General features: G+C 56.8%; 9 protein-coding genes. All 9 read left to right on the forward strand.

Annotation, left to right across the window (positions count from 1 at the left end; translation table 11 throughout):
• The first annotated feature begins 3 nt into the window (after positions 1–3).
• The 9 genes from VHE34_RS03850 (at position 4) to VHE34_RS03890 (ending at position 12,854) form a co-directional block, all read left to right on the forward strand.
• Positions 4–468, forward strand: a complete 465-nt coding sequence (locus tag VHE34_RS03850) for a hemerythrin domain-containing protein (protein ID WP_325584776.1) — start codon at positions 4–6, stop codon at positions 466–468.
• A gap of 66 nt (positions 469–534) precedes the next feature.
• A complete protein-coding gene (locus VHE34_RS03855) occupies positions 535–1,140 on the forward strand; it encodes an RNA polymerase sigma-70 factor (RefSeq protein ID WP_325584778.1) in 606 nt (201 codons plus the stop codon).
• A gap of 77 nt (positions 1,141–1,217) precedes the next feature.
• Complete coding sequence (locus tag VHE34_RS03860) at positions 1,218–2,423, forward strand: FecR family protein (RefSeq protein ID WP_325584780.1); 1,206 nt, start codon at positions 1,218–1,220, stop codon at positions 2,421–2,423.
• Between the two features lie 253 nt (positions 2,424–2,676).
• Complete coding sequence (locus VHE34_RS03865; protein ID WP_325584782.1) at positions 2,677–6,027, forward strand: SusC/RagA family TonB-linked outer membrane protein; 3,351 nt, start codon at positions 2,677–2,679, stop codon at positions 6,025–6,027.
• Positions 6,028–6,038: 11 nt separating this feature from the next.
• The gene (locus tag VHE34_RS03870) at positions 6,039–7,502 is read left to right on the forward strand and encodes a RagB/SusD family nutrient uptake outer membrane protein (RefSeq protein ID WP_325584784.1); all 1,464 of its coding nucleotides are present in this window, start codon (positions 6,039–6,041) and stop codon (positions 7,500–7,502) included.
• A gap of 20 nt (positions 7,503–7,522) precedes the next feature.
• Positions 7,523–8,245: a hypothetical protein gene (locus tag VHE34_RS03875; protein WP_325584786.1), complete on the forward strand. Its 723-nt coding sequence runs from the start codon at positions 7,523–7,525 to the stop codon at positions 8,243–8,245.
• Positions 8,246–8,262: 17 nt separating this feature from the next.
• Positions 8,263–9,186, forward strand: a complete 924-nt coding sequence (locus VHE34_RS03880; RefSeq protein WP_325584788.1) for an ABC transporter ATP-binding protein — start codon at positions 8,263–8,265, stop codon at positions 9,184–9,186.
• 11 nt (positions 9,187–9,197) lie between these two features.
• Complete coding sequence (locus VHE34_RS03885; RefSeq protein ID WP_325584790.1) at positions 9,198–11,537, forward strand: Gldg family protein; 2,340 nt, start codon at positions 9,198–9,200, stop codon at positions 11,535–11,537.
• Entirely contained in the window at positions 11,538–12,854 is a 1,317-nt protein-coding gene (locus tag VHE34_RS03890) for a MutS-related protein (RefSeq protein ID WP_325584792.1), read from the forward strand.
• Position 12,855 lies beyond the last annotated feature (1 nt).

Genomic DNA, 12,855 nt, shown 5'->3' on the forward strand with positions numbered 1-12,855 from the left:
ACAATGAAACGCAACCCGCATATCATCCCCCTGTCCCGCGATCATCATACCGCCCTGTTGTTTGGCTGGAAGATCCGCCAGGGGCTGGCAAAAGGCGCCGCCCTGGACCGCATTCGCCCCTACGTTCTTTATTTCTCGGGGCGTCATCTCGAGAAACATTTTGCCGAAGAGGAGGAACTCCTCTTCCACAATAATACGGGGTGCCCTCTATGCGACCAGGCCATCGAAGACCACCGGCAGATCAGGGCCCTCGTCGAGACCATCCGGGACCCCGAAGCCGGAACCCCCGAAACCTACAGGACGCTCGCGGACCTGCTGGAACGCCACATCCGGTTTGAAGAACGGGAGGTATTTCCCTGGCTCGAGACACAACTGGCCCCCGAACGCCTGGCCCGGGTCGGCGCCGAACTCCGGCAACTGCACCAGCACCCGCTTGCCGATGACTATCCGGACGCCTTTTGGAATTAGGCCATAGACACGACCTGGTTTAGCCAAACTCCGCCGGTTGAATAAAAAAACTTACTTTCATCCCTGATGAATACCCCGACCCTCATCACGGACGATACCTGTGCCGGCCGCCTCCGCGATGGCGACGAGACCGCCTTCCGCTATGTCATGGACCGGTATTTCCCGATCATCACTATGTTTGCTCTCCGGATCGTCCACAACCGGTCGGCCGCCGAAGACATCGCCGAAGATACCTTCATCAAACTCTGGCAGACCCGCGAGAAGAGCCAAACTTTCCAGTCCATCAAGGCCTTTCTTTTCATTACCGCCAAAAATGCCTGCCTCAACGCGCTACGCTCGGAACGAAGCATGGCCCGCCGCAACACAGGCTTCGTCGCCGCTTCCGCAGAAGAAGAGGAGACGATCGACCGGGAGATCATCCGCTCCGAAGTCTGGGCCGAGATCCACCGGGCGGCGGCAGAACTGCCGGAAAAGACCGGCAGGGTCTTTCGCCTGGCGTATGTCGAGGGATTGCCCAACCGCGAGATCGCCAGGCAACTCAATATCTCCGTCAATACCGTAAAAACCCAGAAGGCCCGGGCAATCGAATTGCTTAGGGAAAAGCTGCAGGGCAAAGATATCCTGCCGGCGATCCTGACCTTGCTCGGGCTCCTGGAAAAATTGAATTCATAAAAAAAATAGTCGGGCACTAACCCGAAATTCATCCGGCAGTGTGTTTATCATAACGGCGCCTAAATCCGCCGCTGCCCATGGCTGACGACAATATACCTTCCTTGCTGGACATCGCAGGTCTGATCTACCGCCGGCGCACCGGCTCGCTTTCACCGGCGGAGCAGTCTGCACTGGAGACCTGGATGGTCGCCGATCCGGCCAACCGCGCACTCGTTGACCAGCTGAGCCGCCAGGATTGGATCGAAGAATCCCTCAAAGACCTCGATCCGGTCGCCCTCCAGGCCTCCGTCGCTCGCGTATACAAGGCGCTCGGCATGAAAACAACGACGCTGCGACCGGTCGGCCGCGCCGGCCGCATACGCCTCCTGTCCATCAACCGCCGGTTTGCCGCCGCGGCCATCCTCATCCTCGTTGCCGCTACAGGCGCCTATTGGGGCTTCTTCCGCAAACCCCGGCAGGTCGCATCGCCAATGGCAACCCTTGTCAATGACGTCCCGCCACCCACCGGCACAAAGACCACCCTTACCCTGGCCGGCGGAAAGACCATTATCCTCGACAGCGTACAAAACGGAGACCTTGCCCGCCAGGGGAATACGCAGGTGGCCAAACTGACGGACAACCAACTGACCTATCAACCGTCAACGGAACCGCCGACGGCCGTAGTCTACAATACCTTGTCCACCGCGAAAGGCGGACAAACCATCGTCACCCTTGCCGATGGCACCAAAGTCTGGCTCAATGCGCTGAGCTCGCTCCGCTATCCTACGGCTTTTACCGCATCCACCCGCGATGTCACACTCACCGGCGAAGCCTATTTCGAAGTGGCCCATAACGCCGGCGGTCCCTTCCGCGTCCACGCTGGCAGGACGACGGTGGAGGACATCGGTACACGTTTCAATGTCAATGCCTATGCGGATGAGCCCGACCTCAGGACGACATTGCTGCAAGGCGCGGTAAGGGTCGACGGACGCATCCTTGCTCCCGGCGAGCAGGCCGCAATAGATAAGACGGGACAATGGCACATTCAAAAGGACATCGACCCCGACGAAGTTCTCGCCTGGAAGAACGGGGAGTTCGTCTTCAACCGGCTGGATATGGCCTCCATCCTTCGCCAGGTCGGCCGCTGGTATGACGTAGAGATCGTAGATCCGGGACCCGTAGCCTCCCGCTCATTCTCCGGCATCATCAGCCGGAAAAGTAACCTGTCCGAAGTCATGAAGATCCTCGAACGGGCTGGCATCCGCTTCCGGATCGAAGGCAAGAAAATGATCCTCTTTCAATAATTCAACTACTACGCCCATGCTGTAAATCGATCCGGGTGATGCCCCAACAAAAACCGCTCCGTGGACTAGACGAAGCGGCGAGACGTTCGGGTTAACCCAATTCATTCAATCTTGCTCAGACTGCTTATTGTTTAACCCAAACCAAAACAAAGGTATGGAAATTAAGGCTCTAATTAGCCGCCAAATGGTTATTGGCGGCCCCGCCCGCCGGACCGGCTGCGCCGGCGACGCGCTATCAAAAATTTGGCGGATTATGCGATTGACCGCTCTGCTACTCTTCGGCGTCTGCCTGCATGTCAGCGCCCGAAGCTATTCACAAACTGTGACGCTCTCCGAACGCAACGCGTCCCTGCAGGAGATCTTCAAGGCGATCCACCGGCAAACGGGCTACCAGTTCTTTTACGAAGATGCCTTGCTGGACAAAGCCGGCAAATTCAGCATCATCGTAAAGGACGCACCCGTCGATGAGGTGCTTTCGCAATGCCTGAAAGGGCTGCCGATCACCTACTCGATCATCAACAAGACCATCGTCGTCAAAGCGAGGGAGGAGCCGCAGACGACTGTGCCCCCGGTCGTCGGGGCGGACACCGCCCATCATCCGACGGCCACCGTCGACCTTGTTGGCATCGTCCAGGATGAAAAAGGCAACCCGCTTTCCGGCGCCACCGTGGCGATAAAGGGCAAGGAGAAGGGTACAGTCACCAACGAAAAGGGCTATTACTTCATCAAAGGCGCACCGGCAGGCTCGGTATTGACCATCAGCTTTATCGGCTATAACAATAGCTACCTGACGGTGGATCCGGTTACCCGGATATCCCTCGTCACAATGAAGCTGGCGGTGAACGAGCTGGACCAAACGGTGGTCCAGGCTTACGGCACCACCAGCCAACGGCTGACCACCGGCAACATCGCCCGGGTCGGCGCCGAAGAGATCGAAAAGCAACCAGTGATGAACCCCCTCCTGGCACTCGAAGGACGAGTCGCCGGCATGGTCGTCACCCAAACCTCCGGCTACGCCAGCGGCCCGGTCAAGGTGGAAATACGGGGAAGGAATACCATCAACCCGGGATTCACCTCGGATCCGCTCTACATTATCGACGGGGTTCCCCTGACGGTGTTGGAATTAGGTGGCATGTCCAGTTATCAGGGCGGCTCTTCCGGATTCATCCAAAACGGCGTATTTAGTCCGGCGGGTGGCCAAAGCCCTTTCTTTAGCCTGAACCCGGCCGATATCGAAAGCATCGAAGTGTTGAAAGATGCCGATGCCACGGCTATATATGGCTCCCGCGGGGCCAACGGGGTCATCCTGATCACCACCAAAAAAGGCAAGGCGGGCAAGACCAAATTCGATCTCAGCCTGACCCAGGGCATGAGTAAAGTGACCCGCCACTGGGCCATGTTGAATACCACCCAATACCTGCAGATGCGCCGGGAGGCCTTCAAGAATGACGGCATCGCGCCCACCATTGGCAATGCCCCCGATCTGCTGTTGTGGGACACGACCCGCAATGTGAATTGGCAGGACCAGCTATGGGGCGGGATGGGGCAGGTCACCAATCTGCAGACCTCCCTGTCGGGGGGCGATGACCGCACCGTTTTCCGCATCGGGGCGGGGTACACCCGCCAAACGGAGATCCTTACCCGTAGCGGGGCCAATCAACGGGCGAGCGTCTCCTTCAACCTGAACCATCATAGCCCGGATCAGAAATTCTCCGTCGCCCTGACCACGAATTTTTCCTATTCGCTTATCAACTCGATATTCACTCCCCTCGCGGTCTTGCTGGCGCCCGACGCCCCGCCGATCTACAATAGCTCCGGCGACCTGAACTACGCTCCCTGGAACGCGGCAGGCCTGGGATATAATTTTCCGTTCAATACCCTGCTTCAGCCCTATACCTCGCAAACCAATGCGCTCAGCAGCAACCTGACGTTGAGTTACGAGCTGGTAAAAGGACTGACCGCCCGTGTTAGCCTGGGCTATAACAATTCCGAGCTTCACAACTCCGGGCTACGGACCATCGCCTCCCAGGATCCCGCCTACAATCCCACCGGATGGGCCCAGTTCGGCGAAAGCAGGAACAACAACTGGATCATTGAACCCCAGCTTAATTATCGCCGGTTTATCGGCGAAGGCAAGCTGGACATCCTGCTGGGCGGAAGCGACCAGTCGACCCTGACGGATGGCAGCGGCCAGTTAGGATTTGGCTATACGAATGACGCCTTTATCCGGTCGATCGCCAATGCACCTTTCGTCTCCGTCGGTGAAAATTACGGGCAATACAAGTATGCGGCTTTATTCGGGCGGATCAACTACAACTGGGCCGGCAAATATATCCTCGACCTGAATGCCCGCAGGGACGGCTCTTCCCGGTTCGGGCCCGGAAGGCAGTATGGTAATTTCGGGTCTGTGGGCGCCGCCTGGATCGCCTCCGAGGAGAACTGGGTCAAAAAGGCTTTACCCGCCGCGATCAGCTTTATCAAGTTCAGGGGCAGCTATGGCCTTACCGGCAGCGATGCCATCGGCGACTATCAGTACCTTTCCCAATGGGCAACCAGTGGGTCTGTGAACGGTACCCCGCTGGTCACTTATCAAGGCATCACTCCGCTGGTGAATACCCATGCGGTCGACCAGGAATATCACTGGCAGACCAATAAGAAAGCGGAACTCGCTTTCGACCTGGGTTTTCTCCCCGACAGCCGCCTGCTCCTGGAACTCGCCTGGTACCAGAATCGTTGCAGTGACCAGTTGTTGCAATTCCCGACCCCGGTCTTCACGGGATTCGGCAATGTAACGGCCAACTGGCCGGCCGATGTGCAGAACAGCGGCCTGGAATTCCTGCTCAATGCGAAGATCATCAAAACGCCCGCCTTCTCCTGGTCCGCCAGTTTCAACATAGGGATCAACCGCAATAAACTTCGTTCCTATCCCGCCATCGCCTCCTCGCCCTATTTTTCGATGTACAAAGTGGGTCAATCCCTTAACGAGAAGTATCTCTTCCATTACACAGGTGTGGATCCCCTCACCGGGCAATACAGCTTCCGGGATTATAACCACGATGGGAACATCTTAATCGATGGAAATGTGTCGCCGGGAACGGTGGACGACGACCGGTATATTGCCATCGATTTGAGCCCGAAATATACGGGCGGCGTGGGCAACCAGTTCAGCTACAAGAATTATGGCTTCAGTTTCTTCCTGAGCTTCAGAAAACAAGTGGGGCAGAATGCCTTTGCCAATAACGGACTCCCCGGAACGATGTTCAATCAGTCACCTGAAATTTATAACAGCCACTGGCAAAAGCCGGGAGATAAGGCAAAATTTGCCCGCTTCACCACGGTAGGGGCATTCAGCGACGGCGCATTTGGCGGTTCGGACGGCGTATATACGGATGCCTCTTTCGTCCGGCTTTCCAATCTTTCTTTTTCCTATGCCTTGCCGGCCGGAGCCGCGCAAAAAGCCCACCTGCAGGGTTGCAATCTTTATATCCGTGCCGAAAATATTTTGGTGATCTCCCGGTACAAGGGCATCGATCCCGAAACGCAATCCTTCGGCGGCATGCCGCCGGCCAGGATCTTCACCGGTGGGTTATCGTTTAATTTTTAAATCCCCAGACCATGCAATACAACTATAAGTTACCCGCTATACTTCTCCTGCTCTCCATCCTGGGATTGAGCGCTTGCAGGAAACTCGTTTCGGTCCCCGAGCCGATCAATACCCTGACGACCGCGGAAGTATTCAGCACCGATGCGGAAGCCAGTTCAGCGATGGCCGGGATCTATACCACGATGATCAATCCACTCGGATATTACCCTACCGGCTTTGCGAATGGAGAAGTCACCATTTCCGGCGGATTGTCTTCCGACGACCTGGTCTATGCGAATAGCGGGACCCTGGTGCGTGTCAACACCAATCACCTGTTGCCTACGGACGGAAGCGGCGCCTGGGATGCGTACAATGAGATCTACGGCGCCAATGCGGTGATCGGCGGTATCGCCGCCTCCACTTCCCCCCTGCTGCACGACAGCGTGCGGAAGGAACTCACCGGCGAGGCTAAATTCGTACGGGCGCTCTGCTATTTCTATCTGACCAATTTTAACGGTGACGTGCCGCTGGCGCTCACCATCGACTTCAACCAGACGCGCAATTTGCCGAGGGCCCCGCAAGCCGATGTGTACCGGCAGATCATCCAGGATCTCAAGGATGCCCAGGCCGCTTTGCCGGCCGACTATTCGGTTGGTGGCGGAGAGCGGATCCGGCCTAATAAATGGGCCGCGACGGCCTTGCTGGCCCGGGTCTATCTGTACACCGGCGATAACGCCGACGCGTTCACGCAGGCCAGTGCCGTCATCGCGAACACCGGGCAGTACAGCCTCGTCAGTGACCTCAACGGCGTTTTCCTGGCGAACAGTACCGAAGCGATCTGGCAGTTACAGCAGAATACGTCGCACGCCGACCTGGGAACGGCAACATCGGAAGGCTTTTTAATCCTGCCCAACCCGCTCAACACCGGGTTTTCCACTTTCAATTTATCCCCCCAGCTATTGGCAGCGTTCGAACCCGGCGATCTCCGCCGGTCGGCCTGGGTGGACAGCACGAACAATTCCCAAAATGTTCCGCTAGGTAGGCCCTCCGTCACCACATATTTTCCCTTTAAATACAAAACGGGCAGTTATAATTATTCCATCGGCGGAACGGCATCGGAATATTATATGGTCCTGCGCCTGGCGGAACAGTATCTGATCCGTGCCGAGGCGGAGGCCAATGGCGCCGGCGGCGGCACAGCAGCCGCCATTGCCGATCTCAACGTGATCCGCCAACGCGCGGGCCTGCCAGCGCTCCCGTCCGCTTTGACCCCGGCACAGGTAACCGCCGCCGTTGCCCACGAACGACAGGTAGAGCTATTCGCGGAATGGGGCCATCGTTGGCTGGACCTCAAACGAACCGGCCAGGCCCATGCCGTGCTGTCGGTGATCCCGTTGAAACAACCCTGGGCCGGTGACTATCAATTGCTTTACCCGATCTCGATTACGGAGATCCAGGCCGATCCCAATCTGACGCAAAACCCGGGGTATAATTAATTTCAAACAACAGCAAAAAAATGAAATACGCATACTTTCGTCGCCTGCCGGCGCTCCTGCTGCTGGCGACCCTGCTTTCCTGCGGGAAAAGCAACAGCATTCCCGGCACGGCTTCCCTCACTATCGTCAATGCGGTAGCAGGCAGCAATCCCCTGGTCACCAATTTCAGCGGCACGCAACCCATCGAATGGTATTCCAATGCTCCACAGATCGGGTTTGGCCAATACCATGCGTTCAATAATTACAGCGGATTACAGCCCCTCGCCTTGTACCAGTACCCGGATACTTTGCCAAAGAGTTCACCCCTGTTCAGTTTTACGCTAAATCTACCGTTGAACAGTATACGCAGTCTCTTTTTAATAGGAACAACCGGCGCCCCGGACACCCTGGTCACCGCGGACGCACCGCCCTATCACCCGGTAACCGACAGCAGCATGGGGATCCGCTTCGTCAACCTGTCGCCCGGCAGCGCACCCGTCAGCGTGGATATCCAGGGGCAGGCCAATGGATCGGAAGTGGGCAGCCTGGCTTACAAGGGCCTGTCCGCTTTCAAGATCTATCCCGCCACCTCTACGGTTACAGGGTACAATTTTGAATTCCGGGATGCCGCCAGCGGCACGCTGCTGGCCAGCTATGCGCTCACGCCATCGCCCTATCGCAACTACACGATTGCCCTGGAAGGGCTGCCCGGCCCCGGCGGAGCCACCGTTCCGCAGGCAGCATATCTCATAAACAATTATTAACGGTCTAAGGAAATCTAATGCACAATATTTTAAAACTCGAGCGGCTGTCGCACAAGTACAGCAGCTCCTGGGCGATCCGTGACATCAACCTGGAAATCGGCCGCAATGGCGTCACGGGCCTCCTGGGTTCCAATGGGGCGGGCAAGTCCACGACGATGAACATCCTTTGCGGCGTGCTCAATCAAACGGAAGGCAATGTGTACATCAACGGCGTAGACCTGCGCAAGGAGCCGGAACGGGCCAAGCAGGAGATCGGTTTCCTCCCGCAAAACCCGCCGCTATACACCGATTTGACCACCGACGAATATCTCTGGTACTGCGCGGAGCTGCGGCGAATGGAAAAGAGCAGCATCAGGGCGGCAGTGGCGGAAGTAAAAGAGCATTGCGGCATTACCCATGTCGGGAGCCGGCTGATCCGGAACCTCTCCGGCGGCTATCGCCAGCGCATTGGCATCGCCCAGGCCATCATCCATAAACCTAAACTGGTGGTGATGGACGAACCGACCAACGGCTTGGATCCAAACCAGCTCATCGAAGTGCGGAAGCTCATCAGGGACATCGCCCAGCGTCACGCCGTGCTCCTGTCCTCCCATATCTTATCGGAAATTCACTTGCTCTGCAAGGAGATCGTCATGATCGAGGCCGGAAGGATCGTCTTCGCCGATACGATGGACGCCTTCAACAACTACCTGCAGCCACATAGTATTTTGATGCGGCTGGAGAATCCGCCGGCGGCAGCGGAACTGCTGGCAATCCGCGGCGTCACGCGCACGGAGTTCATGAGCGCTAACCAGGTACGCATTTATTTCGAAGGCGACCCCGAAATCGCTGAGCGCCTCGTGGCCGCCAGTATCCTGAACGGATGGCGGCTTCGCGAGATCGGCCTCGAACGGGGCCTGCTCGATGACACGTTCAAACAATTATCCGGCCATTCGAACTAATCTATTTACAGATGAAGATGATCTTTAAAATTGCCAAAACCGAGCTTCGCAATCTTTTTTATTCCCCGGTGGCCTGGTTCCTGACCATCGCCTTCCTGGTGCAGTGTGCCGTGTTCTATACCGGCGCGGTCTATGAACTTTCCAAATGGCAGGATATGGCAGTGAGGAACAACCCAAAATTCAGGGAATTCCCGGTTTCGCTGACCCAATTTATCTTTTTAAGCCCGGATGGCATCTTCACCAGCGCCCTGCAGAACCTGTACTTGTATATTCCGCTGCTGACCATGGGACTCATCGGCCGCGAGATAAATAACGGCACCATCCGGTTGCTCTATTCCTCGCCCGTCAAAATAAGGGAGATCGTCTGGGGCAAATACCTGGCCATCCTGTTTTACAACATGCTCCTGGTGTCCATCGTCGGGCTGTTCATGATCATGGCTGCCTTCAACATCGTGGCCGTTGATTATGGGATGTTGTTCTCCGCAGCCCTGGGTTTCTATCTCCTCGTATGTGCCTTCACGGCGATCGGCCTGTTCATGTCCAGCCTCAGTACCTACCCAATCGTAGCGGCGATCGGCAGCTTCATCCTTCTTTTTGTGCTCGGCCGCATCGGTGGCCTTTGGCAACGGATCGATTTCGTGAGGGACCTGACCTATTTTCTTGCGATTCCGGGCCGGACGGTGAACATGCTCCGGGGCCTGATCACGACAAAGGATGTGCTCTACTTTGTGCTCATCGTGTTCCTGTTCCTGGCCTTCACCTATTTCAGACTCAAGGCCAGCCGGGAGTCCAAACCCTGGTTCGTACACGCCGGCAGGTATACGGGGGTACTGGGATTAGTCCTGATGATCGGCTATTTCTCTTCCCGGCCGGCCTATACCGGCTATTGGGATACGACGGCGCGGAAGATCAATACCATCCACGAACGGACACAGCAGATCGTAAAACAGCTGGGTAAGGATCCGCTGGAAGTGACCCTCTATATCAATCTCCTGGGTAACGGGTTGGACCAGGGGCTCCCGGAGGCGCGGAATATATATCTGTCGACGCTTTGGGAGAAATATGTCCGGTTCAAACCGGACATCAGGTTCAATTACGTCTATTATTACGATTATGACAGCACGATCCAGGGTAACAACTTATCCCGGCAGTTCCCGGGCAAAAACCTCAAGCAGATAGCGGAGCAAATTGCCGGCGTCCACGATCTTGATCCGGCCATGTTCCGGGCGCCCCAGGACCTGGGCCACTCGGTCGACCTCCGCACCGAAAACCTTCGCCTGGTGATGCAATTGACCTATAAAGGGAAGACCTGCTTTCTGCGGACCTTTGACGACAGCGAGTTCTGGCCGGGCGAGCAGGAGGTGGCGGCGGCATTCAAACGGTTGTTGCAACCGCGGATGCCCAAAGTGTATTATGTCACCGGCGACCTGGAGCGGAGTATATTCAAGCGGGGTGAACGCGAATTCCGGTTACATTCTATTGAAAAGATTTCGCGCATGGCCTTGATCAACCAGGGCTTCGACGTCGATTCGCTTTCATTGGACGCCCGCGATATCCCCGCCGATGCCGACATCCTGGTGCTGGCCGATCCGAAGACCAGCCTGAGCGCAACTACCCAACACCGGGTACAGGAATATGCCGATAAGGGGGGCAACCTGCTGGTATTGGGCGAGCCGGGCAAACAGGCGATGCTCAATCCCCTGCTGCGGGAATGGGGGGTTCAGTTGATGGCCGGTACGCTGGTGCAGCCGACAAAGGATGAGATGCCGCATATGGTCCGACCCTATCTCACCGATGCCTGCCTCGATTTGGCCGAAGAAGGGCTCTTCCTGGATTTTAAAAAGGTTCATGCCCTGCACAATTACGATGACACGCTGAAATGGCTGATGCCGGGCGTGGCCGCCCTTGCGTCCCAGCCCGGAGGTCCGTTCGCGGTCAGACCACTGATGATGACGGCCGGCGGGAATACCTGGATCAAGGCAGGCCACCTGGTCACCGACTCCGCGGAGATCGTCTTCACTCCTGCAGAGGGAGATATAAAGGGGAATTTCCCCACTGCCATTTCCCTGACCCGCCCGGTCAACGGCAAACAGCAACGGATCGTCATTTGCGGCGATGCGGATTTTATGAGCACGGCCAGGTCCGGGGGAGTCCAGGTAACCAGGGGCATCTTCAGTTGGCTCGACAATGGGAATTTCCCGGTCTACACTCCAGGCCCGGCGCCGAAGGATGCGAAACTAAAGATCGGTCCAGGGGCCGCTTCTCAAATGAAGACCGTGTTTGTATGGGTGCTGCCGGCGCTTGTATTGCTGATGGGAACCATATTGTTAATCCGGCGCAAAAGGAAATAAATGTTATTGGAAACCGACGAACAAACATTGAGCGATCTCGGGATTTTCGGCAAGGGGGAGACCAGCGGGATCTACGACCTGTACAATCATACGCATACCCGGGGAGGGGAGGGCGTTCTGCGCGAGATGTTCCGCCATCCGCTCGCCGACAAAGAAGAGATCAACCGGCGGAGCAGCATCATTGCCGATTTTGCCCGCCTGAACATAGCGTTCCCTTTCGAGTCGGCCACGCTCGACATCGCTGAAAAATACCTGGCCCATCACGATGAGCGCGCGAAGCAGGCAGCCCCCCAGGTAGCCTTGAGCGAAAAAGAGATCCAAAGCGGGATTACAGAGGTCATGGCCATCCTCCGGGCGGCAAGGGAGTTCGTCCATCGGAAGGAACTCACCCGGGTGGAAGCGTATGCCGGGGACCGGGAACAGCTGGCGTCGCTCCTGGCGACGCCGGCACTGGAACCAGCCTTGAAGGAAAAGCCAAAAGGAAAACTGTCGTATACCGCCATCACCGCCTATGACGTGCTCTTCAGGTCCAGGGAACGACACACCCTGGAGCAGCTCTTAAGAAACATCTATCGCCTGGATACATACTTGTCCGTGGCCAAAGTGGCTATCGACCGGAAATTTGTCTTCCCCCGGGCGCTCGACAAAGGGATTTGCCAACTCAGGCTCGAAGGAGTGTACCACCCGGAACTAAAGAAACCCGTCGGCAATTCGATCTCGATGTCCGCCGGCCGGAACCTGCTCTTCCTGACGGGGGCGAATATGGCCGGGAAGTCTACCTTTCTTCGTGCGGTGAGCACGGCGCTATTCCTGGCCCATATGGGTTTCCCGGTCGCGGCCCGGGCCATGGAGTTTTCCGTCATGGACGGCATGTACACGACCATCAACCTGCCGGATAACCTGGGCATCGGCGCAAGCCATTTTTACGCAGAGGTGCTGCGGGTAAAAAAAGTGGCCACGGAACTCAGCCGGGGTAAGTCCTTGTTCGTGCTGTTCGACGAATTGTTCCGGGGCACCAATGTCAAGGATGCCCACGAAGCCACGGTTGCCATCATCCGGGCCTTCGCCGGAAAACGGACAAGCCTGTTCATCGTCTCCTCCCATATCGTCGAGGCGGGGGAGGACCTTCGGCAACAGGAAAATATCTTCTTCAACTATCTGCCTACGCGGATGAACGGCCATGTGCCGGAATATACGTACACGCTGGAACAAGGCATTACGGACGACCGCCACGGGATGATCATCATCCGCAACGAAGGGATACTCGAAACCTTGAAAAACGGCCGCAGGGATGGCCGATTGCATCCGGTAAATTAAC

Source organism: Puia sp. (assembly GCF_035546395.1).
Classification (GTDB): Bacteria; Bacteroidota; Bacteroidia; order Chitinophagales; family Chitinophagaceae; genus Puia.

Coding starts and splice junctions, on each gene's coding strand:
- VHE34_RS03850 (WP_325584776.1), top strand. CDS start 4: ATGAAACGCAACCCGCATATCATCCCCCTGTCCCGCGATCATCATACC.
- VHE34_RS03855 (WP_325584778.1), top strand. CDS start 535: ATGAATACCCCGACCCTCATCACGGACGATACCTGTGCCGGCCGCCTC.
- VHE34_RS03860 (WP_325584780.1), top strand. CDS start 1,218: ATGGCTGACGACAATATACCTTCCTTGCTGGACATCGCAGGTCTGATC.
- VHE34_RS03865 (WP_325584782.1), top strand. CDS start 2,677: ATGCGATTGACCGCTCTGCTACTCTTCGGCGTCTGCCTGCATGTCAGC.
- VHE34_RS03870 (WP_325584784.1), top strand. CDS start 6,039: ATGCAATACAACTATAAGTTACCCGCTATACTTCTCCTGCTCTCCATC.
- VHE34_RS03875 (WP_325584786.1), top strand. CDS start 7,523: ATGAAATACGCATACTTTCGTCGCCTGCCGGCGCTCCTGCTGCTGGCG.
- VHE34_RS03880 (WP_325584788.1), top strand. CDS start 8,263: ATGCACAATATTTTAAAACTCGAGCGGCTGTCGCACAAGTACAGCAGC.
- VHE34_RS03885 (WP_325584790.1), top strand. CDS start 9,198: ATGAAGATGATCTTTAAAATTGCCAAAACCGAGCTTCGCAATCTTTTT.
- VHE34_RS03890 (WP_325584792.1), top strand. CDS start 11,538: ATGTTATTGGAAACCGACGAACAAACATTGAGCGATCTCGGGATTTTC.